The 21,103-nt window shown below is 64.8% G+C and carries 24 protein-coding genes; 10 read left to right on the forward strand and 14 right to left on the reverse strand.

Annotated features, from left to right (window positions below):
- Positions 1–11: 11 nt before the first annotated feature.
- The 3 genes from QW881_RS16660 to QW881_RS16670 all read right to left on the reverse strand — a co-directional run bounded on the left by QW881_RS16660 (position 12) and on the right by QW881_RS16670 (position 3,654).
- A complete protein-coding gene (locus tag QW881_RS16660; protein WP_315755707.1) occupies positions 12–974 on the reverse strand; it encodes a polysaccharide deacetylase family protein in 963 nt (320 codons plus the stop codon).
- Positions 975–1,135: 161 nt separating this feature from the next.
- On the reverse strand, positions 1,136–1,711 hold the full coding sequence (locus tag QW881_RS16665) for a glutathione peroxidase (protein WP_315755706.1): 576 nt from the start codon (positions 1,709–1,711) through the stop codon (positions 1,136–1,138).
- Between the two features lie 155 nt (positions 1,712–1,866).
- Positions 1,867–3,654 carry a L,D-transpeptidase gene (locus QW881_RS16670; protein WP_315755705.1) on the reverse strand — a complete coding sequence of 596 codons (1,788 nt, stop codon included), beginning with the start codon at positions 3,652–3,654 and terminating at the stop codon, positions 1,867–1,869.
- Between the two features lie 225 nt (positions 3,655–3,879).
- Here QW881_RS16670 and QW881_RS16675 point away from each other — a divergent pair, with 225 nt between their 5' ends.
- Complete coding sequence (locus tag QW881_RS16675) at positions 3,880–4,431, forward strand: CreA family protein (RefSeq protein ID WP_315755819.1); 552 nt, start codon at positions 3,880–3,882, stop codon at positions 4,429–4,431.
- Here QW881_RS16675 and QW881_RS16680 read toward each other — a convergent pair.
- On the reverse strand, positions 4,421–4,567 hold the full coding sequence (locus tag QW881_RS16680; protein WP_315755704.1) for a hypothetical protein: 147 nt from the start codon (positions 4,565–4,567) through the stop codon (positions 4,421–4,423). The genes QW881_RS16675 and QW881_RS16680 overlap by 11 nt on opposite strands.
- A gap of 439 nt (positions 4,568–5,006) precedes the next feature.
- Here QW881_RS16680 and QW881_RS16685 point away from each other — a divergent pair, with 439 nt between their 5' ends.
- Positions 5,007–5,399, forward strand: a complete 393-nt coding sequence (locus QW881_RS16685; RefSeq protein ID WP_409998969.1) for a hypothetical protein — start codon at positions 5,007–5,009, stop codon at positions 5,397–5,399.
- A 52-nt stretch (positions 5,400–5,451) separates the two neighbouring features.
- Here QW881_RS16685 and QW881_RS16690 read toward each other — a convergent pair whose 3' ends face one another.
- Both QW881_RS16690 and QW881_RS16695 read right to left on the reverse strand, forming a co-directional pair.
- Entirely contained in the window at positions 5,452–6,225 is a 774-nt protein-coding gene (locus tag QW881_RS16690) for a hypothetical protein (protein ID WP_315755703.1), read from the reverse strand.
- Between the two features lie 40 nt (positions 6,226–6,265).
- On the reverse strand, positions 6,266–7,987 hold the full coding sequence (locus QW881_RS16695; protein ID WP_315755702.1) for a type I secretion system permease/ATPase: 1,722 nt from the start codon (positions 7,985–7,987) through the stop codon (positions 6,266–6,268).
- A gap of 177 nt (positions 7,988–8,164) precedes the next feature.
- Between QW881_RS16695 and QW881_RS16700 the strand changes: the two genes are divergently transcribed.
- Entirely contained in the window at positions 8,165–9,850 is a 1,686-nt protein-coding gene (locus QW881_RS16700) for an adenylate/guanylate cyclase domain-containing protein (RefSeq protein WP_316172677.1), read from the forward strand.
- Between the two features lie 11 nt (positions 9,851–9,861).
- On the opposite strand, the gene QW881_RS16705 is transcribed toward QW881_RS16700, so the two are convergent.
- The 3 genes from QW881_RS16705 to QW881_RS16715 all read right to left on the reverse strand — a co-directional run bounded on the left by QW881_RS16705 (position 9,862) and on the right by QW881_RS16715 (position 11,742).
- On the reverse strand, positions 9,862–11,208 hold the full coding sequence (locus tag QW881_RS16705; RefSeq protein ID WP_315741120.1) for an HlyD family type I secretion periplasmic adaptor subunit: 1,347 nt from the start codon (positions 11,206–11,208) through the stop codon (positions 9,862–9,864).
- 112 nt (positions 11,209–11,320) lie between these two features.
- Positions 11,321–11,590: a DUF6719 family protein gene (locus QW881_RS16710; protein WP_315755699.1), complete on the reverse strand. Its 270-nt coding sequence runs from the start codon at positions 11,588–11,590 to the stop codon at positions 11,321–11,323.
- Positions 11,590–11,742 (reverse strand): hypothetical protein, encoded by a 153-nt coding sequence (locus tag QW881_RS16715; protein WP_315712328.1) that lies wholly within the window; start codon positions 11,740–11,742, stop codon positions 11,590–11,592. Before QW881_RS16715 ends, QW881_RS16710 begins: the two co-directional genes overlap by 1 nt.
- Positions 11,743–11,889: 147 nt before the next feature.
- On the opposite strand from QW881_RS16715, the gene QW881_RS16720 reads away from it, so the two are divergent.
- From QW881_RS16720 to QW881_RS16730, 3 genes are all read left to right on the forward strand, one after another.
- The gene (locus QW881_RS16720) at positions 11,890–13,170 is read left to right on the forward strand and encodes an ArgE/DapE family deacylase (RefSeq protein WP_315755697.1); all 1,281 of its coding nucleotides are present in this window, start codon (positions 11,890–11,892) and stop codon (positions 13,168–13,170) included.
- Positions 13,171–13,301: 131 nt separating this feature from the next.
- Positions 13,302–13,700, forward strand: a complete 399-nt coding sequence (locus QW881_RS16725; RefSeq protein ID WP_315755696.1) for a PaaI family thioesterase — start codon at positions 13,302–13,304, stop codon at positions 13,698–13,700.
- A gap of 126 nt (positions 13,701–13,826) precedes the next feature.
- Entirely contained in the window at positions 13,827–14,483 is a 657-nt protein-coding gene (locus QW881_RS16730) for an N-acetyltransferase family protein (protein WP_409998061.1), read from the forward strand.
- A 95-nt stretch (positions 14,484–14,578) separates the two neighbouring features.
- On the opposite strand, the gene QW881_RS16735 is transcribed toward QW881_RS16730, so the two are convergent.
- The 3 genes from QW881_RS16735 to QW881_RS16745 form a co-directional block, all read right to left on the reverse strand.
- The gene (locus QW881_RS16735) at positions 14,579–14,884 is read right to left on the reverse strand and encodes a hypothetical protein (RefSeq protein ID WP_172109527.1); all 306 of its coding nucleotides are present in this window, start codon (positions 14,882–14,884) and stop codon (positions 14,579–14,581) included.
- A gap of 77 nt (positions 14,885–14,961) precedes the next feature.
- Positions 14,962–15,660: a DUF2161 domain-containing phosphodiesterase gene (locus QW881_RS16740; RefSeq protein ID WP_315755695.1), complete on the reverse strand. Its 699-nt coding sequence runs from the start codon at positions 15,658–15,660 to the stop codon at positions 14,962–14,964.
- A gap of 95 nt (positions 15,661–15,755) precedes the next feature.
- On the reverse strand, positions 15,756–16,436 hold the full coding sequence (locus QW881_RS16745) for an SDR family oxidoreductase (RefSeq protein ID WP_315755694.1): 681 nt from the start codon (positions 16,434–16,436) through the stop codon (positions 15,756–15,758).
- A 71-nt stretch (positions 16,437–16,507) separates the two neighbouring features.
- Here QW881_RS16745 and QW881_RS16750 point away from each other — a divergent pair, with 71 nt between their 5' ends.
- Both QW881_RS16750 and QW881_RS16755 read left to right on the forward strand, forming a co-directional pair.
- A complete protein-coding gene (locus tag QW881_RS16750; RefSeq protein WP_315755693.1) occupies positions 16,508–17,266 on the forward strand; it encodes an SGNH/GDSL hydrolase family protein in 759 nt (252 codons plus the stop codon).
- A 91-nt stretch (positions 17,267–17,357) separates the two neighbouring features.
- Positions 17,358–17,576 carry a hypothetical protein gene (locus QW881_RS16755; protein ID WP_012044361.1) on the forward strand — a complete coding sequence of 73 codons (219 nt, stop codon included), beginning with the start codon at positions 17,358–17,360 and terminating at the stop codon, positions 17,574–17,576.
- Positions 17,577–17,607: 31 nt separating this feature from the next.
- Here the strand turns inward: QW881_RS16755 and QW881_RS16760 are convergent, their stop codons facing one another.
- Both QW881_RS16760 and QW881_RS16765 read right to left on the reverse strand, forming a co-directional pair.
- Positions 17,608–18,351: a tyrosine-protein phosphatase gene (locus QW881_RS16760; protein WP_315755692.1), complete on the reverse strand. Its 744-nt coding sequence runs from the start codon at positions 18,349–18,351 to the stop codon at positions 17,608–17,610.
- 263 nt (positions 18,352–18,614) lie between these two features.
- Positions 18,615–18,809 carry a DUF2735 domain-containing protein gene (locus QW881_RS16765; protein ID WP_315755691.1) on the reverse strand — a complete coding sequence of 65 codons (195 nt, stop codon included), beginning with the start codon at positions 18,807–18,809 and terminating at the stop codon, positions 18,615–18,617.
- 544 nt (positions 18,810–19,353) lie between these two features.
- Here QW881_RS16765 and QW881_RS16770 point away from each other — a divergent pair.
- The gene (locus QW881_RS16770; RefSeq protein WP_315712320.1) at positions 19,354–20,388 is read left to right on the forward strand and encodes a glutamine synthetase beta-grasp domain-containing protein; all 1,035 of its coding nucleotides are present in this window, start codon (positions 19,354–19,356) and stop codon (positions 20,386–20,388) included.
- Between the two features lie 188 nt (positions 20,389–20,576).
- Positions 20,577–21,035, forward strand: coding sequence for a hypothetical protein (locus QW881_RS16775; protein ID WP_315755690.1), 459 nt, complete (start codon positions 20,577–20,579; stop codon positions 21,033–21,035).
- The last annotated feature ends 68 nt before the right edge of the window (positions 21,036–21,103 follow it).

Consider the following 21,103-nt stretch of genomic DNA (forward strand, 5'->3'; position numbering starts at 1 on the left):
GGAATCCTGTCTCATTCGGACACTGTCGTCACAACGCTCGAGACCGGCCGTTGGCTCACCGTCGGCAGCTTCGCGACCTTGGCGAGCTGCTCGTCATATTGCGGCAGCGACTGCACCGGCGCCTTGGCGCGCATCGCGACCACCTTGTAGCCGCCGGCCTTCAGGCGGCGCAGCAGCTCGGGCAGGGCCTCGGCGGTGTGCTTGTGGAAGTCGTGCATCAGGATGATGCCCTTGCCGAGCTTGTCGAGCTTCTTGAAGGTGACGTCGATCACCGCCTGCGCATTGCGCGCCTTGAAGTCGAACGAGTCGAGATCGCAGGAGAAGATGCCGATGTTGCGGGTGCCGAGATAGGTTACGATCTCTGGCGGATGCTGCAATGCCGGGAAGCGGAAGAACGGCGCCGGCGAATTGCCGCCGAGCGCCCATTTCACGGCGCTGATGCCGAGCTCGATCTCTTCCTTGCGTTGATCCTCGGTCAGCTTCTTGTTGGTCAGCGCTGCGTGCGACCAGGTGTGCGTGCCGACCGTGTGGCCGGCATTGTAAACCTGCTTCAGGATCTCCGGATAATAGGTCGCATGCTTGCCGATGATGAAGAAGATGCCGGTGGTGCACTGGTCGGCGAGCGCCTTGAGCACGCCGGGCGTGTTCTCCGGCCATGGGCCGTCGTCGAACGTCAGGACCACTTCATGATCCTTGAGGAAGTCGAGGTCCTTGAAGTGCTCGAAGCCGAATCCCGGACCGCCTGTCGTGTCGATCTCGACGGTGCGGCCGACGCCGAGCGCCTCGGGGTTCATGCAGGGTGCGCGCGGCGGCTGCGTCTGGGCGGCCACGGCGGGAACAGGGGCCGGTGCGGGACCAGCAGCAGCCGGGGTCGGCGCCGCCGCCGTGCGCTGCGCCTGCGACCAGGCCGCGCCAGACGTCAACAGCGAAGCCGCCAAAGAACTCGCGAACACCAATCCTGCTGCAATCCGCATCGTGTTTCCTCGGGGTTGTTGCAACGGGAGCGCCAGCGTCGAGAGTCGCTCCGTCATCCGGTTGCGGATACTAGCCCAGCTGCCGGATGGGCGCCAAAAGGAAACGAGGCAAAAACACGGGGGAAGTTGCCGGCTTCCGCCGCATTCCTGCCGAGTGTTGCTCAGCCGTCCGCCAGCAGCCGGGCGACCGCGGTCTTGACCCGCGTATCCGTCGGCTCGACCGAGGACGCGAACACGTCGGCGATGTAGCCGTCACGGCCGATCAGATATTTGTGAAAGTTCCAGCGCGGCGTCTCCTTGGGCCGCGCCTCGGCGGCCCAGCGGTAGAATGGGTGGGCGTTGGAACCGGTGACCACCGCTTTTGCGGTCATCGGGAAGGTGACGCCGTACTCCTTGTTGGCCAACTCGGCGATGTCGCCCGCGATCCCGGGCTCCTGGTTGAAGTCGTTGGAGGGGACCGCGATGATCGTCAGCCCGCGCTCATGGAACTCGCTCCACAGCTTCTGGAGGCCGGTGTATTGCGGGGTATAGCCGCACTGGGAGGCCGTGTTGATCACCAGCACCGGTTTGCCCGCGAAATCGGCGAGCCGGATCGGCTCACCGGCCAGCGCGGGGAAGGAGAAGCGATAGGCGGTCATCTTGCTCACCGCGTTGTCGGCATGAGCGGCCTGCGACGTGAGCGTCGCGCCCGACAACGAGGCGCCGATGCCGAGAACAACCATCCTGCGATCGATCATTGTGAATCTCCCTGAGCAGAGCCAGCCCCGTCAGCATGAATGTGCCCGCGCTCGACCGGCCGCTGCTTGAACGGCCGCGACGTGGCGCTGGATCAGACTGCGTTCCGGCACGGGATACCCCTGCCGTGGGGCGGAAAGAGGGACGTCGTCGGTCGTCAGCGCAGCGAAAGGATGAACTCCGTGCCCTCGCCGGTTTCGCCCTGGTTGATGCCTTGATCGGAGACGATCAGCGAACTTCCGGTCGACAGGGCTTCGCCGAGCCACGCCATGACGTCGGCGGGAATGGTGATGCGATCGAGCGCCTCGGCTGCGCTGCTCAGCGGAACGACCTGTTTCAGCTCGGCATCGGCGCCCGCGGACCTCTTACCGCGCCGGGCCGCCTTGGCCGCGCCATCGGTCGCCGCGGCGCTCCGCGCCGAGGAGGGCAGCGAGACGACCGACCAGCGCATCGTCGCCGGATCGGCCTTGTCAGCCGTCGCGGTGAACACGTGGGTGCCGAGCGGCTTGTCGCCCGGTGCGATCGTGACAGGGGTGTTGAACACCGGAGCGAAGTTCTGCCGCACGTACAGCTTCGAATCCTTGCGGCTGATGAAGATCGCGATCTGGCTGTTGCGCTTCAACTCGGGCTTGGGCGCAATCGGCTTGTCCGGTGCGGCAACACGCGACTGATCCTTGGCGAGATCGTTGGGGTCGACTGGCTTCGCCGGTGCCTCTGCCGCCACGGGAGGCGGCGGCGCAGGCTGGTCCGCGATCGCGGCATCGGCAGGCTTGGACTCAGCCGACTTGGACTTAGCAGGCTTGAGCTCGGTCGAACCGGGGGCTTCGGCGTTCGCCGAGGCCTCAGCCGGCGTCTCGACGGCCGGAGCGGCCACCTGCGCAGCATTCGTGGGCTGACCCGCCGGAGCGACGTCGCTGGGGGCAGACTTGGCCTCGTCCTGCTGCTCGATCCTGGCCGCGGCCGGAGCGCTTGGCTTGACCTCCACGTCGGCGGTCGCGTGCTCAATCTTGGTCTCGGCGACACTGGGCTTCAGATCGGCAGCATCGCTCCGAACCTCCGCCGCGGGTGAACGCGGTGGTTCGGCGCTTGGCGAAGCGTCCGAGATCTTCGGTGGCAGCCCATTGGGGTTGCTGGCATCGGCGGTCCGCACCTGGCGCGACGCGGCGGGCGATCCTTCGAAGCGGGGGCTCTCGGCATGACCGATCGTGGCGCGCAGATCCGTCGTCGCGACTGTAATCGCGGTGGTGATGGCGGTGCCCTTGTCCGACTTGATCGCTGCGGGCGCAGTCGCATCGGGGTGCACCGATGCGCTCGGCTGCGGCGCCTTCAGTGCAGCGAGCATCGGATGCGAGAAACTCGCAGGAGCCACCTCGCTCGGCGTGACCAGGACCCGGGATCCCATCCGCGTCCAGCCATAGATGCGGGTTGCAAAGCTTGCCGGCATGCGGATGCAGCCATGCGACGCCGGGTAGCCCGGCAGCACGCCCGCGTGGAGCGCGACGCCGGACCAGGTGATGCGCTGCATGAACGGCATCGGGGCGCCGCTGTAGATATTGGAGCGATGGTATCTCTGCTTCTGAATGACGCTGAACACGCCCATCGGCGTGGAATGCCCCTTCATGCCGGTCGACACGGGTGCTTCCGCGAACAGGCCGTTTGCGTCGTAGACCTTCAGCTGCTGCTTGTTGATCGACACCGCGATCGTGACCGGCCCTTGCGGCTTGGCAGCCTCCTTCTCGGTCTTGGTCAGCATCTCAAGGTGGCGCGCCTTGGGCTTGCGCGGAGCGGCCGGGCGTACGGTCGGAGCAATGGTGATGGGCTGCGCGTCGTTCCAGTAGTAATAAGACGCTGCGCCAGCCTGTGAGGTCACTGCTATGGCAAGCGGGACTGAAACGATTGCTGCACAATAGAACCGCCCCCTGGCGGCTGCACGAACGCAGAGCATTCCGGCAAATCCTCAAGAACCATCTGGTCTTTAGTGTCGCAGACGGAGTCTGCGTTCACCAGCTTGGGCTTCTGCCCTGCGTGATTTCGTTCCAATCGTAGCAGAAAAGCCTCACATCCCGTTAAACGGGTAGTGGAAGGTCAGGGGCTGGAGCGCCTTCCTTGCAGGCATTTGTGTCCCTACATGGGCGGTATGCCGAGCATCGGCGGTACAACGGAGACCGACATGTCGTTCAGAGCCACCAAATGGTTTGATCTGTGGCTGAAAACCCTCGTTTGCCTACTGCTTATCGGATTGTCCTCGCCTGTGATCTCAGCATACGCCGCAGACGAGCCGGATCTGATCTTCCGTCGGTCGACCGTGTTCAAATTGCTCAGCCCGAATGACAAGCTCGCGACCTATGGCGTTGATGATCCAGAGGTAGAGGGCGTCGCCTGCCACTTCACGGTGCCGCAGAAGGGCGGCTATGTCGGTTGGCTGGGCCTGGCCGAGGAGGTCTCCGACATCTCGCTCGCATGCCGGCAGATCGGCCCAATCAGGTTCAAACGCAAGCTCGAACAGGCCGACGACATGTTCCGGCAGCGACGGTCGCTGTTCTTCAAGAAGATGCAGATCGTTCGCGGCTGCGACGCCAAGCGCAACGTGCTCGTCTACATGGTTTACTCAGACAGGCTGATCGAGGGATCGCCGAAGAACTCGACCTCCTCCGTTCCGGTCATGCCTTGGGGCAAAGCCGACGACGGCGTCGTCCAGAAGTGCGGCGATTTCATTCAATAAGGGACTTGCCAAGAGACGATCGGCTGCCGAAAGCCTTGCCGGGCAATTTGTGCTTGGCAGGATCGTGGCAGCCGATCAGCCGCACCAGGCTCTGTGGCGTCGAGCCGGCGTAGCTCTCGGTTCGCTGCTGCGCCATCGGCGCAACCAGGGAGCTGCGGCGTGATACCCTCGGTTTGGGTGTGTGCGAGCGCTTGTCCATGGTGACCCTGAGGGAGCAACGTCGTCTCCCAACGCGCCGCGCGCTGCTGGGTTGCCGTGGTGAGCTGGGAGGTTCTCCCTGCCGGCCACAGCTAACGTAAGGTCGTTAAGAAGCTCGCCATGGGCAGAAATGGCGGCTGCCCCGGAGGGCGCTGGCTCGCCCAAGGCAAGTGAAACATTCTTCTGCTTGGGGTTTTAGATCACTCTCGTTTTGATTGTATTTTGTGTCATCGGGTCGGTCGCGATGAAACGAAGCGGCGGGGCCATGAAACCATTTTGGGCCTGTGCCGCAGGCCGCTTGAAACGTGAAGCGGATATGAAACCAATGCTGGCGTCAGCGACATGCGAATCGTGTCGTCCGGGCCCGCGTGGATGACATGACGAAAAACAAATACCAGCGGTCCACCATGCGTTTTCGACTGGGTGCTGCGGCGCTTGCCGTGCTGTCGTTCCTCTTCTGGTCCTCCGTCGAGGCGCGGATAACGACCCGATTGCCCGATCTGCGCAGCGAGTTCGTACGGCAATGTGCGCCTCATATGCTTGACCGGTGGGCGCATCCTGAAGCTGTCTGCTCCTGCCTGCATGATCATGCGGCCGCGATGGTGGAGGATGCCGACTTGCGAGAGGCGCTGCTGCGCGGCATCAGTGAGACCGGCGTGCCGACCATCGAGACCGATTGGGTGCCCGCGCCGAAGCAGGCCGAGATCGGTCCTACGTTCACCAAGATCGCGAAGCCTGCCCTGCAGTGCATGTTCGATCCGGCCAACTGATCGGCCGCCTGAACCGATGTCGATCAGCGTCCATCGTCCGCGGCGCTCGTCGTCAGTCCAGGCCATATTGCGACATCAATGACTGCACGTCCGGCCGGCGCATGATGCGCGAGATCCGGGTACTGATGGCATCCTCGTCGCTGTGTCTCGACGATCTCGCAGTAGGCTTGGGCGCAGGGCGGGCCGCTGCCGAGCTGGCACGGGTTGGCTGACGTCGCGCGGGAGCAGGCTTTTCGGCGGACGACGAGGCGGCCGGTTGCGTCCCCGTGGTCTGGGTGGCCACCGCGGCCGGCAGGCCGGACTGGGGCGTCGCGGCAACAGGAGCGGTCGCGGGGACGAGGGCCGGTGAAGCTGCGGCCGCGACGGGCCGCGTTGCGGCCGTTGCCATCTGGCGTGTTTCGGTGGTGGCGGCCACGGGCGGTGTCGCGAGCACTGGATTCGACGTCTTGGCAGCTTCAGCAACGGGCACGGCGGCCGTGAGCGAGTTGGTACGCGTCTGCGACGAAGCTGCCTCTGGGGCCGGGACGGGCACGGCCAACGCGGTGAGCGTCGTTGCTGGCGCCGAGATCGGCGTTGGCGGCTCGATTACCGGAAACGGGGCTGCGATCGAAGCACCGCCCGAGGCGGCGGACTCGCTGACGATCCTTTCACTGCTGTCCGGCGCCGGCTTCTTGATGTCGCTGGGAACGTTGAGAGCTTGGGTTTGCGCGTGGGCCAGCATCTGACGCGCGGTCATCGGTGTCTCCGCCGAAGCCGACATCGGCAGCAGGACGGCGGTCGCGAGCGCCAGCTGGAGTGTCCGTGCGTGCGATGTGAACTTGATCATGGCTGGCTCCTTGCGGTGTGCGATCTGCATTGGGGTCCGTTCAGGCCGCGGCGCTGGCCGTCGCCCGGTCGTGGGCGACGACGACACGCTGGCCGCGCATCTTGGCGATCACCTCGTCGCGCGGGCCGCATGCCAGCGTCTTGCCGAAGGCCATCACCATGATGCGGTCAACATGCGCCAGAAGCTGCGGACGGTGCGTGACGACGATCACGGTTCGGTCGGCGGCCTTCGCCTGAGCCATGGCCTGCGCCAGCGCCCGCTCGCCGTCCTCGTCGAGGTTCGAGTTCGGCTCGTCGAGGATCAAGAGCCGCGGATCGCCGTACAGCGCGCGGGCCAGGCCGACGCGCTGTCGCATGCCTCCGGACAACGCCACGCCGCCTTCGCCGATCGGAGTGTCGTAGCCGTTGGGCAGGCGCAGGATGACCTCATGCGCGCCGGCGGCCTTGGCGGCAGCGACGACGGCGGCCTCATCCACCTTCGCGAGCCGGGCGATGTTGTCGGCGACGGTGCCTGAGAACAGTTCGATGTCCTGCGGCAGGTAGCCGATATGCTTGCCAAGCCGGTTTGGGTCCCACTGGCTGTAGGCGGCACCGTCGATACGGATCACGCCTTCGCGCAGCGGCCAGACCCCGGCCATGGCGCGCGCCATGCTCGACTTGCCGCTGGCGGAGGCGCCGACGATCGCGAGGCTCTCGCCGGCCTTGAGCGAAAAGCTGACGCCCTTGACCGAGGGGCGGCCGGCCGCCGGCGGCCACACCACGGCGTTCTCGACATCGATGTCGCCGCGCGGCGTCGGCAGCGCCGTCGGCGCAGCCGTGACCGGCAAGGCCTGGAACAGCTCCTCCAGCCGGCGATAGGCGGAGCGGAATGCGATGATGCGCTTCCACTGCCCGACGACCTGCTCGACCGGGGCCAGCGCGCGGCCCATGATGATGGAGGTCGCCATCATCGCGCCGGGCGAGATCTGTTGCTCGATCGCGAGCCACGCACCGATGCACAGCAGCGAGGTCTGCACCGCCATGCGCGCGAACTTGGTCACGGAATGCATCGCCGCGCCCCGCTCGACGAGGGTGCTGTGGGCATCGACCATCGCCGACTGCCGACAGCTCCAGCGGTCCATGACGATGTCCCCCATGCCGAGGCCGCGCACGACCTCGCCGTTGCGCAGCGCCGCCGCGACGAAGCGCGAGGCCTCGTTGGCCAGTGCGTTGGTGCGCTCGACGCTATCGCGCGTATAGAATTCGGTGAGCAGCGCTAGCGAGAACAGCACTGTCGCGCCGAGCAAAGAGAGGATGCCGAGATAAGCGTGCTGCAGAAAGCACAGCGCGACGAACACCGGGGTCCACGGCAGATCGCAGGCGATGGCGGCGGTGCCGCTGGAGATGCAGTCGCGGATGGTCTCGGCGTCACGGATGATCTGCTGGCCGAAGCGATGCCGCGGCGACAGCTCCGCCTTCATCATCGTCTCGAACAGCGGGTGGCGCAGCGTGCCTTCGAACTGCACGCCGGCCCGGGCCAGAACGCCGGAACGGGCGAATTCGAGGACGCCATACAGCACCAGGAAGACACCGACGATGAGCGTCAGCATGACCAGCGTGCCGAGATTGCGGCTGGTGAGGACGCGGTCGTAGACCTGCATGGAATAGAGGGGCGAGGCGAGCATGCTCGCATTGATGAAGAGGCTGAGCACGAACGTCGCGGTGAGCGCGGGAAAGCAGGCGCGGAGCGCGGTTCCCAGCGGGCTTCGGGTGGTGCTCGTCATGTCGTATCCCCTTGCGATGGTGCTGGGGAGCTTCGCCTGGGGCACCCGTCGTCGACCGTGACTGACCTCACATAGCTCGAGGCTGATCTGCCGGCGCTTGAGTTGGCCGGTGGCAGCCGCTACCGGATGGTTCAGCCGTGCTCAGATTTCGCAGCTTGCCTGAATCACAGTGAGCTCATGCCTGCCGTAACGTCCCAGAACATCCGGCTCGTGTCGGGCCTCGTCCTGTTTGCGTTCGCCGCGACGCATTTTCTCAACCATGCGGTGGGTCTGTTTAGCCTCGAGGCGATGGACGAGGTGCAGGAATGGCGACTGGTCGTCACCCGATCGTGGCCGGGGATGATCGTGCTGTCGGCGGCATTGCTCGCGCATGCCGTGCTTGCGTTCGTCAAGACGGTTCAGCGCGGCACGTGGCGGCTGTCCTCCTGGGAGTTTGTTCAGATCGCCACGGGATTTGCGATCCCGCTGCTGTTGCTGCCGCACGTCATCGAGACCCACATCGCTCATGCGCTGTTTGGCGTTCAGGATGGCTACCTCTATGCGCTGGCGTTGATGTGGCCCAAGGCGGCCTGGATTCAGACCGCTCTGCTGCTGCTGGTCTGGATCCACGGCTGCGTCGGCCTGCATCACTGGCTGAAATTCCGGAGCTGGTACCGCCTCGTCCAGCCGCTGCTGTTTGTCCTCGCCGTCGCGGTGCCGATGGCGGCGCTGATGGGTTTCGTGGTGTCCGGACGCGCCGTCGCCACGTTGCTCGGCAATCCTGGTATGGCCGAGCAGATGCGCCAGGTCACCCATTGGCCGAGCGAACTCGATGGGAAGTGGATCGCCCTGCTGCAGGTTTCGGCGCAGATCGCGGTCGTCACGCTGCTCGTTGCAGGCGTGACGATCATCGTGTTCCGTCACGTCGCGTCGCTCGCGGCGCCGAAGATCGTCATTGCGTTCACGGGTGGTGCGACGGTGCGGGCCGCGGTCGGTCCGACGCTGCTGGAGATCATCGGCAGCAACGATCTTTCGCAGCGGTCCGACTGCGGCGGCCGTGCCCGCTGCGGTCTTTGTCGCGTCCGGGTTGATGAAGGTGCGGAGACGCTGGCACCGCCCGGCCACGCGGAGCGCGTCATGCTCGCCGACTTGGCGGCACCGGCGAATGTGCGGCTGGCCTGCCAGATTCGCCCGGTGGCGCCGCTGACGATCACGCGTCTCCTCGGCGGCGATCAAGCGGAGAGGGCGCCCCTCGTCGACCACCTTCCCGCCGAGCGCCGTGCGGTATGCCTGGTCCACGTCCGCGTCCGTCCGGTTGCCACCATTGCGCGCGACCGGCTGCCCTCCGACCTCGGGTTCATGATGAACGAGATCTTCGGCGCCATTGGCAGGGCGATCGAAGCCCATTCCGGGCGCATCGATCGCTTCCTCGGCAATGGCGTGCTCGCCGTCTTCGGTGAGGAGCAGGGAGCAGAACAAGGCTGCCGCGATGCGCTGCAGGCGATTGGCGCCATGGACGTGGTCATGGACCGTGTCAACGAAAAGATCGCTGCCGAGATCGGCCGGGCCGTCGAGCTGGCGATTGGTGCTCACGTTGGCGACATCGTCGTCGGGCAACTGACCCTTGGACGCACATCGCAGGTGGCTGTGCTCGGGCTCGGGACGGAGTGGCCGGCGCGTCTGGCTAAATTGGCGGAGACCAGAGGTTGGCAGCTCGCGATGTCCGGGGGCTTAGCGACAGCTGCCGGCCTTGCTGATCTGGATGGAGCGACACGTGAGAGGCTTGCCGATCCGGAGCAGGGCAGCGAGCTGGACGCCATCGGCGTGCGGCGTGCCCGCGACCTTGCTGTCGTCGCGGGCGCGCCACCGGTGCCGTCGGCCTAGGTGCTCTCGGCTCATTTCTCACGGAACGTCTTGGCGAGCGTGTTGAGCAGCGGCCCGACCAGATATTCGAGCACGGTGCGCTCTCCCGTGGAGATGATGACGTCGGCCTGCATGCCCGGCAGAATCTTCTCGGCGATCTCGGGCGGGATGGTCGAATAGTCGATCACGACCCGCGCCGAGTAGTAGCTCTGCTTGTTCGCCTCGTCCGACATCGCATCCGCCGAGACGCTCGAGACCTTGCCGAAGATCGTCGGCGTCGTGCGCGAGGAGAAATTGGAGAAGCGCACCTCGGCCCTCTGGCCGATGGCGACGCTCTCGATGTCGCGCGGCGAGACGTGCGCCATCACGTCGACGCCTTCGCCGACCGGGACGATCTCGGCGAGCGTATCGCCGGGCTTCACGACGGCGCCCACGGTGTGGACTTTCATGTTCATGACGATGCCGTCGCGCTCGGCGCGGATGTCGACCCGGCGCAGCACGTCCTCGGCGATGACGAGCTTCTCGCGCAGGTCCGACAGCTTGGCCCGGGTGCCGTCGAGCTGCTGGCCGACTTCGGTCAGATATTTCTGCAGCGTCTGATCGATCTGCAGGCGCGTTTGCGCCGCCGTCTGCGTCAGCCGCGCCACGTCGGCCTGCGCCTGGCCGAGATCGCCTTCGACGCGGGCGCGCTCGCGTTCCAGCTCGAGGAACTTGTTGCGCGGATAGTAGCCTGCGGCGACCGCCGGGCGCACATTGTTCATCTGCGTCTCGAAGCTCGCGAGCTGCGCGGAGAGCGCGGCGCGCTGGCGGTCGCGGCCGGCGAGCTCCTGCTGCTGCTGGGCGATCTGCGAGTTGAGGATGTTGATCTGGCTGATCAGGCCGTTGCGGCGCTCGACGAACAGCCGCTGCTGGTCGGCGATGGCAAGCGCCGCCTCCGGCACGTTCTGGCGGTTGAGCAGCGCGTCGGGAAACGTGATCATCCGCGCATTTCCGCGCTCGGCGAGCAGGCGCGCTTCCTCGGCGAGTGCGGCATCCATTTGCTTGCGCAGGAGATCCGTGTTGGCCTGGGCCTCGGTCGGCTGCAACCGGAACAGCAGGTCGCCGCGATGCACGGCGTGAGTCTCCTTGGCCAGGATGTCCCGGATGATTCCGCCCTCACGGTGCTGAACCACCTTGTGATCGCCGGAGACGGACACGGTGCCCGGTGCGATCGCCGCGCGATCGAGGGGGGCGTAGGCGGCCCATACGCCGAAGCCGCCGAACACCAGCGCCACCGAGAGATAGCCGAGCAGGGCGTAGCGGCTGAAATCGGCCTTGACCGGCTGCGGCCGGTCGGCCGGTTCGAAGAAGCCGTGATCCTGCACCGCTGACATCGACATGCTGCGTCCCCGCTTGTCCACGGGCAGGAGCATCGTCGATGCGCGGCTACGGGACTGTGCGGAAGGTCACGCGCCGGAGGTCGGCGGCGAGAGCCGCATCAAACGAGATCAGCTACTTCTTCTTCGGCCCGAAGCGCGGCACGCATTTCGTGGTGCGGACAATACCGGTTTCGGCCATCTTGGAGCCGGAGACCTCCTTCACCTGGCCGGCGGGGCAGGTGCCGTCATCGACCAGCACGCGCTGGCCAAGCCGGAGATCGGTGACGTCCTGCTCGCGCCCGACATATTGCGCCTTTGCGGGTGCGGCAACCAAGAGCAGGAGACCGAGGACGCCGAGAGGGCGCGCTGCGACATTCGCGAACGAGGAGATTTGAGAACGCATCACTTTCCTTCGATCTTCAGGCCGTTTGGCCCGATATTGATCTGGACACCCTCCGGCTGCTTCTTGGCCTGATAGAAATTGTAGCCGAGCACGATGATCGCCGCGCTGAGAATGCCGAGGAGGAAATAAAGGATATTGCGGTGATCCGACATGCCAAATTCCAAAGTATGTTGCGGTCATTTTCGTATGCGCGAATGTACGGGCGGCCCTGCGATTCTGAAAGCAGCGGCGAATCCGGTGCAACTCTGCATGAGATTGTGATTTGCTGCAGGTCATCGGCAATTGGAACCTCGACAGGCATGATCACCCAGGACATTACGCAGCGCATCGTCGACGCCGTCGATGCCGACTTCGACCGGCAGCTTGCGACCACGAGCGACTTCGTCGCCATCCCCTCGACCCGCGGCGCCGAAGGGCCGTGCCAGGACATGTTCAGCGATCTCCTGCGCGCGCGCGGCTACGAGGTCGACGACTGGCACATCGATCTGGACGATCTCAAGGAGATGCGCGGCTACGGCCCGATCGAGCACGACTTCTCGAAGGCGCGCAGCGTGGTCGGAACCTACCGGCCGGCGACGTCGGCCGGGCGGTCGCTGATCCTGCAGGGGCATTGCGACGTGGTGCCGGCCGGTCCGCTCGACATGTGGGAGACGCCGCCGTTCTCGCCGGTGATCCGCGACGGCCGGATGTATGGCCGCGGCGCCTGCGACATGAAGTCCGGCACCATCGGCGCGCTCTATGCGCTCGATGCCATCAAGGCTGCCGGCTTCAAGCCGACGGCGCGCATTCACATCCAATCCGTCATCGAGGAGGAGAGCACCGGCGTCGGCGCGCTGTCGACCCTGCAGCGCGGCTACCGCGCGGATGCCTGCTTCATCCCGGAGCCGACCAGCGGCAAGATGGTGCGTTCTCAGGTGGGCGTGATCTGGTTCCGCCTGAAGGTGCGCGGCTTCCCGGCGCATGTGTTCGAGGCCGGCGTCGGCGCCAATGCGATCCAGGCGAGCTATCATCTGATCCATGCGTTGGAGAAGCTCGAGGCGGACTGGAACAAGCGCGCCGAGAGCGACCGTCATTTCAAGACGCTCAATCATCCGATCAACTTCAATCCGGGCATCATCAAAGGCGGCGACTGGGCCTCGAGCGTGCCGGCCTGGTGCGACGTCGATTGCCGCATCGCCATCCTGCCGGGCTGGTCGGTCCAGGACTGCCAGAACGAGATCCTCGCCTGCGTCGCCGCGGCTTCGCGCGATCATCGCTTTCTCTCCAACAATCCGCCGGTCGTCGAGTGGTCGGGCTTCCTGTCCGAAGGCTACGAGTTGACCAATTCGGCCGAGCCGGAGGCGGCGTTCGGCAAGGCATTCACCGCCGTCTACGGCGGCGAGGTCCAGGATCTCGTCTTCACGGCGCTGACGGATACCCGCTTCTACGGGCTCAACTACAACATCCCCAGCCTCTGCTTCGGCGCGACCGGCGCCGCGATGCACGGCTTCAACGAATATGTCGAGCTCGACTCGCTGCGCCAGGTCACCAAGACCATGGCGTTGTTCATCGCGGAGTGGTGCGGGGTCGAGAAGGCCTGAGCTGAGCGGCGGCACGATCGGACTGAAGCAATGACCTTTCAGGTCATTGCTTCGGGTTCGAAGCCCGGCGCATCCAGATGCGGCGCTGACCCGCGAAGACGGGTCGTCCGATCAAACGGGGGAGGGAAGGCATGACGCCACTCGACAAGATCAATTCGCTGAAGATGCCGTTCGCGGACTTGAAAGGCGTCACCTTCACCGAGGCCAGCGCCGATCGCGTCGTGGCGCAGATGCAGGTGCGGCCGGATCTCTGCACCCTGCATCACACCATCCATGGCGGCGCCGTCATGGCGCTTGCGGATTCGGTCGGCGCGGCCGCGACCGTGATCAACCTGCCGCAGGATGCCAAGGGCACCACGACGATCGAGAGCAAGACCAACTTCATCGGCGGCGCCAAGGAGGGGACTGTGGTGACAGCAACCGCCACGCCCGTGCATCGCGGCCGCCGCACCCAGGTATGGCAGACCCGGGTGGAAACCGAGGACGGGCGTCTGGTCGCGATCGTGACCCAGACTCAGCTCGTGCTGTGATGATTCGTACACAAACGAATCGTTAACTCACGCCATCCTTGCATGGCCGCATGTTCTCTCCGTAGAGCATGGGGCTTGAAATGAATGTTGCGATGCACAATATAGCTCCTGTCTAGGGAAAGACGTCTGTGCGAGGGCTCTCGAGAGGAGTCTCAGGCAGTGTCACAGGTAGATACTTTTCGTCCCCGGCCGGGCTTCGGCTATGTGCGGACGCTCAGCCAGCACGAGGAACTGCCGTTGCTGCGCGATCATTTGCTGCGGCTCGATGCGGAAAGCCGGCACGATCGATTCAACGGCTTCCTCGATGACAGTTTCATCGAACGCTACGCGGCCCGCTGTGCGGCCGACGGCACGATCGTCGTCGCTTACATGGAAAACGGCCTGGTGCGCGGCGCCGCCGAGTTGCATCCGCCGGAGCAGTCCGAGGACGGGCTTCCGGAGATTGCGTTCAGCGTGGAGGCTTGCGTGCGTCGCCGTGGGGTCGGCAGCCTGCTATTCCAGCGCGTGATCTCGGAGGCGCGGTGGAAGGGCTATCGCAAGCTTCGCGTGACGACCGGATCGCAGAACCATGCGATGCGGGCGCTGGCAGCCAAGTTCGGTGCGCATCTGGCGTTCCGTCACGGCGAATCGACCGGCACGATCGATCTGACCGAGCAGCCCCAGGATGAGCTGGCGAAGCTCGTGATCGAAGCACCCATCGCGGCAGCGCGGGCGTTCTTCACCCTCAATCGCGCCTGCTGGAAGCTCGTGACCCGGATGTACGGCGACAAGCGCGCCGCCTGAGCCGAGCCGTTGCTGCGACGACAAAGGCGCGACAGCGATCACCGCTGCCGCGCCTTTTCGTTTGATTGCATTGGCCGATGCGCCCCGGAGGGCGTTCAGGTGCCGGTGCGCTTGTCGAAATTGAAGCGGCGCACGGTGCGGCGCTCGACCACGACGGCGCGCTGCTGCGTGCCCTGGTCGGCCGTGATGACGCGCGTGTTGGTGCGCGCGGCAACGCGGACTGCCTTCTTGACCTCGGGCAACACCTGCTCGAGCGGCAGACCCATCAGCGCCGACGCGATCTCGGCCTGGGCCTGGACGTCGTCGGTGATCCCTGACGCAGCGAAGATCGCCTCCTCCAGAGTCGGGGGATCACGCCTGACGCGACGCGGACCGTACTTGGTGTTCCAATCTTCGCTCATGGGGGCCTCGTGAATCGTCCCGGATACCTAGAAGCAGGATTGTTGCATTGCAATATATATTCCGCGAGGCAGCCCAGCTATGCGTTCACCATGTCGCGATCGGGCAACGCTGCCTGCGTCATGTGGATATCCTGGGGCCAGCGGTGCAAGGCCGCGAGCCCGGCTTTCGTGAGGACATAGACGCCGCGCTCGGCGCGGTCGAACCAGCCATAGACGTTACGCTGCAAGATCTTCGGCGCATCCGGAATGTCCGCGCGGAGGTCGCGGACGCGTCTCGGCCCGTCCGACAGCGCCGAAGCGCAGGCCAGCGCCTGCTGCCGATAGGCCGTCATGATGGGTGCGCGGGTCGAGCCGCCCGCGACGGGGTCGCCCTTGCGCCGCTGATGCTCGATCACAAGACGCGAACGCTTCTTGGGATTCTTGCGCGGCGCGGTGGTGGGCGGCTGCACCAGCACTTCGATGTCTCCGGCTGAGGTCACGGTCAGCATGCCGAAGCCGAGCCGGCGGCACAGATTGCGATAGCGTGCGTCGCTCTCGCGGCCCTTGCCGCGTGCCGACAGCCTCGCCGCGATCCAGACCTCGTCGCAGGCACCGGCCCGGTCGACCGCCTGCAGCAGCAGTTCCAAGTTGAAGACCTGCTTCAGCTCGCAGACGACCACCACCGGCGGGTCGTCGCCCTTGAGCGCCACCACGTCACAGCCGCCGACTTCCCCTTTGACCGAGAAGCCGAGGTTTTCGAGGAAGCGTTTGACGGGAAGGTAGAGCGCGGTTTCCAAGGGGCCGTCCGATGTGTGCGACTCAGAGCGCGCGCGAGTCTAGCCCGCCGAGTCCCGTGATGTCAGCGCCAAGTCGGGGTAACCGGCTGGCTTCGCTACACCCGGCCGATAACCGGTATCAGTGCGCCGGTCACACCGCTCGCGGCGTCGCTGGCTAGAAATAGAATGACCTCTGCGAGTTCCTGCGGCGTCACCCATTTGTCGAAATCGGCCTTGGGCATGCTGGCGCGGTTGGCCGGCGTATCGATCGTCGACGGCAGGACGGCGTTGACGGTGATCTTGCCCTTCCATTCGGCCGCGAGCGCTTCCGTCAGGCGATGCACTCCCGACTTGGAGGCCGCATAGGGGCCCATGCCGGCACTGGCCTGGAGCGCGCCCATGGCCCCGATGTTGACGATGCGGCCCGTGCTGGAGCGGACGAGATGCGGTATAGCCGCGCGCGATGCGTGCAGCGCGGTCATCAGGTTTCGCGCATGCATCGTCTCCCAGACGGAATCGTCGCCATCGGCGGTCGTCTCGAACGCGAACGCGCCGGCGATGTTGATCAGCGCATCCAGAGTGCCGAAGTGGGCGGCGACGGAGTCGATCGCGACCTTTGCCTGCTCGGGGTCGGAGAGATCGACGCCTCCGAGCTCGATGCGGTCGTCACTCGCCGGGATTTCGGCCTGGGCATGGTCGATCCCGGCCACATGTGCGCCCCGTGCGAGCGCGAGATCGGCCACGCTGCGCCCGAGCGCCCCTTGCGCACCCGTTATGACAATCACTGCTCCGTTCATTCCGTCCCTGGTCTCCGTTGACGCGCCCCACAGCGCCGCTTGCTATACTATGATCCTGCCGATGAGTTGCAATGGCCGGGCGGCCGGGGCATGGAATTGCAATCAGAAGGCGTGGTTCGTCAGAGGTGACCATGACCGCGACAGGCTCTCTCGAATTTCCTGACGTCCCCACCAGTTTTCCCCGTCCGATCAGACGTTTCAGACAGAGTCTGGATGCGCAGCGCAAGACCCGGATCGTGGCGCTGGGCTCATCTTCCACCGCGGGCACCAACGGAATCATCGCTTTTCCGGCCCGGATCGAGCAGTCGCTGCGCAAGGCCAATTTCGGCTGCATGATCGACGTCCTCAATCGGGGTGTGGGCGGACAGGAATCCCCGGACCAGCTCTCGCGCTTCGAATGCGACGTGATTGCGGAGCAGCCCTCGCTCGTCATCTGGCAGGTCGGCACCAACGCCGCCTACAGACCCGAGGTCTACAGTCCCGATGACGTCGAGGCGGCGCTGCGCGTCGGCGTGCGATGGCTGGCGGCGCTGGCCATCGACGTCATCGTGATCGACCTGCAATACACGGCTGCGATCGTGACGGTGCCGAACAGGCTGGCGCGTGCCGAGGACATTCAGCGACGGATCGAGAAGGTCACGTCTGCGGCCAACGTCAACCTCTTCGGGCGCTGGAATTTGATGAAGAGCTGGTATGAGACCGGCCAGATTCCGTTGTCGGCGCTCGACGACGGGCACGGTGACCGCTTGCATGTGAGCGAAGCCGCCACCGCGAAGATCAGCGACGTTTTGGCCAGCGCCATCCTGACGGCGCCGGTCGCGCTGGCCTGATCGATAAAATTTGCCGGACTTTCGTAAGTGGATTGCCAGCGCAGCCCGCTAGCCTGTCGCTATGCCGCTTGAGGGGCGTTGGAGCTTTGACATGATGAGACATCTGCCGGACCATGGTTTGCCGCTGGTGCAACTGAAGGAGCAGCGGCGGGATCTGGTGGTCGCCTTGCAGAACCGGGCAGGTCCGGTGACCGGTTGGGAATTGATGCAGATCGCGGCGGTTCAGCAGGCGATTTCCGCATTCGAGGAGGTGATTGCCGATCTCGACGCGATGGAAGCCGCCGAGACAGCCGATATCGAAGCGGCCTGATCGGGCTCAAGCGTATTCGGGCCACACCGGCTCACGGCGTGAGATAGCGCTCCTGTAACGTCTTCCGTGCTGCGTCGTCGATGCCGAGACCGTCGCGCAGGTAGGTGTCGACGTCGCCGAAATCATCACGCATGGCGTCGAACGCAGCTGCCAGGAACGAGGCCTGGACTGTCCCGATCGTCTGGACGACATCAGCGGGAAGATCCGGGTGAGCCGCGGTCTCGCGACGATAGAGCTGGTTCGTGAGCAGGTAATCTTCCAAGATGACGTCATCCGGAACCTCGAGCGCGTGCAAGACCAGCGCACAGGCCACACCGGTGCGATCCTTGCCGGCCGTGCAATGGATCACCAACGGGGCGTCCTCATTGAGAACATGCTGGAATAGCGCGCGGAAGCGCGGCGTGTAGCTGCGGATGTAGTTGCGGTAGGACTCGCGCATCAGCTCCAAGGCATGGTCGGTCGTGAGCTGTCCTCGTGTCGCCAGGGCCCGCAGCGCCGGCACGACGCTCGGCTCGATCGGCACGGAGTGCACGGTGATCTCGGCGATCGTGCAGACGCCGGCCGCGCGCTCGTTGCGACCGCGTAAATCGAACGCTGCGCGAATGCCGAGCTCCCGCAGGACCGCGACGTCGGGCTCGGTCAGCTGTCCGAGATGGTTCGACCGAAACAGCCGCCGCCATCGCACGTGCCGGCCATCCCTGCTGCGATATCCGCCGAGGTCTCTGAAGTTGCTGGCGCCGTGAAGGCCGAGATGGCGGAGTGGATAGGCGGACATCATCTTGTTCTAGGGGACGCGGGCTTCGATGTGAAACGCCGTTTAATCGACGGACGTGACGCCGCAGGCACAGCCCTTCGACAGGACAGGGAAGACCATGAAACGGGTCACGACGGCGGCTTGTTTGACCCGGCAGGTCGAGTCCGCCGGCGACCGTCAGCAGGGGCGAGAGACATGCAGACGGCAGCGCAAGAAAAAGGGCCGGAACCTTGTCGGTCCGACCCTTCAGCAAAGGCGTGATGGCGTCACGGTACGGTCTGACATCAGCGATCCCACGCCGGCTTGGCTTCCTGGATCGCCTCGTCATGATACCAGCTGCCGTTGTAGATCGTCGGCTGGATCGACGGCGCGATCAGCGGCGCAGGCGATGATCCGGATTGGCGGGGCGCAAGACCCGCTCGCCCTCCGCGCGGAAATTGGTAGATCCTGGCGGATCCCTCGTCCACATTTGTGTCCATTCCTCAGTCTCCTTCCCGCGGGCCACACATCAGGTTGTGCCCGACTCGTTCTCTTGTGGTGACCAGTCTCGATATCAGCGCTGCCCGGAGGGAATGCAACATGATCAAAACGAAATCAAATGTTGCGCGTTTTGCAGGCATTTTTTCTTGTGCTCCTTCCGCAGCAACGCGCCGCTGACCAACACTTGGGCTGGACCAAAGGTTGCGAAGTGGAGCTCAAGTCTTTTCGAAAATGTCCGGGAGGTGCTGACGGCTTGTTCGGCCTCTCTTGCGCATCGCCGCAAATGCTAAGGAATCAAGCGGTTTTTCGACAGGCCCTTTTCTCCGCCATGCGCTCCGTGCAATCCCGGTCGCGCTGCTTTGCCGCACCCCTGACGTGCAAAATCCGCCGCCGGCTCCGCCCCGATTGGTCTCCGTCCATGCGACGGGACGTCGCGGGATTTGGCACGTTCCATGCTTAAGAGTGCGCTGGCCGATCGTGGCCGGGTAAGCGGGGAGCCTTCGATTGCTGGGCTCCCACCTTTCGATAAGACAGAGAGGCTCAATGACGAAATACAAGCTCGAGTACATCTGGCTCGACGGCTACAAGCCGGTGCCGAATTTGCGCGGCAAGACACAGATCAAGGAATTTTCCTCTTTTCCGACCCTGGAACAGCTGCCTCTTTGGGGCTTCGACGGCTCGTCGACGATGCAGGCCGAAGGCCATAGCTCCGACTGCGTGTTGAAGCCGGTTGCCGTGTATCCCGACGCCGCCCGCACCAACGGTGTGCTGGTGATGTGCGAAGTGATGATGCCGGACGGCAAGACCCCGCATCCGTCGAACGCCCGCGCCACCATCCTGGACGATCCAGACGCGTGGTTCGGCTTTGAGCAGGAGTACTTCTTCTATAAGGACGGCCGTCCGCTCGGCTTCCCGGAATACGGCTATCCGGCCCCGCAGGGCCCGTACTACACCGGCGTCGGCTTCAAGAACGTCGGCGACGTCGCCCGCAAGATCGTCGAAGAGCATCTCGACCTCTGCCTCGCGGCCGGCATCAACCACGAAGGCATCAACGCCGAGGTGGCGAAGGGCCAGTGGGAATTCCAGGTGTTCGGCAAGGGCTCGCGCACGGCTGCCGACCAGATGTGGATGGCCCGCTACCTGATGCTGCGCCTGACCGAAAAGTACGGCATCGACATCGAGTTCCACTGCAAGCCGCTCGGCGACACCGACTGGAACGGTTCGGGCATGCACTGCAACTTCTCGACCAAGTACATGCGCGAAGTCGGCGGCAAGGAGTATTTCGAGAAGCTGATGGACGCCTTCAAGGAAGCTCGTGCCGACCACATCGCGGTGTACGGTCCGGACAACCACATGCGCCTGACCGGCAAGCACGAGACCGCCTCGATCGACACCTTCAGCTGGGGTGTGGCCGACCGCGGCGCCTCGATTCGCGTGCCGCATTCCTTCGTGAACAACGCCTACAAGGGCTATCTGGAAGACCGCCGTCCGAACTCCCAGGGCGACCCCTACCAGATCGCGTCTCAGGTCCTGAAGACGATCGCGATGGTTCCGACCGGCGCGAAAGCCGCAGCCTAAGACGCCGAACACAACACCCCGGGGCCGGGGGCTGATATGATGATCCGCCGAGGCAGCCGCTTCGGCGGATCATTCGTTTGGCGGGCTCGAACGATCGGAGGCGGCCTTGGCCTTGATCAATCGCAAGTCCGGTTTCGATCGCAGCGGTATGTTTTTCTGTAGCGGTTTGTTTGGAAGCGGGGCATGGAATGAGCTATCGCAAGTGGGTTTCGGGCGTTCTGATCGCCTGTTCGGCCATCTCCCTGGCTGCAGCGCAGTCGCAGTCCAATGCAGAACAATATCTGCCGCGGCTCGGCGACATCATGAATCTGATTCAGGTCAGACACGCGAAGCTCTGGTTCGCGGGACAGTCCAAGAATTGGGATCTCGCGTCCTATGAGCTCGCCCAGTTGAGGCAGAGCCTGACTGACGCTGCGGTCTTCTATTCGGGCCTGCCGGTGGACAACGTCACCACGCTCGGCCAGCCGATCCAGTCGATCTCGGACGCCATAGCCGCCAAGGATGGCAAGCGCTTCGCTTCCGCCGTGACCGAATTGACGTCGGGATGCAACGCATGCCACGCGTCGATGGATCGGGGCTACGTCGCGATCCGCATTCCGACCGACAAGCCGTTCGGCAACCAGGATTTTCGGCCTCAAGGCCGCTGACCGGAGCGGGGCGGACGGTGCGGGGAGGGCGCCCAAATTGCGCCTTCCACCGGCGGCGCGCATCGACT

The sequence above is a fragment of the Bradyrhizobium sp. SZCCHNS3016 genome, from assembly GCF_032484535.1.
GTDB lineage: Bacteria > Pseudomonadota > Alphaproteobacteria > Rhizobiales > Xanthobacteraceae > Bradyrhizobium.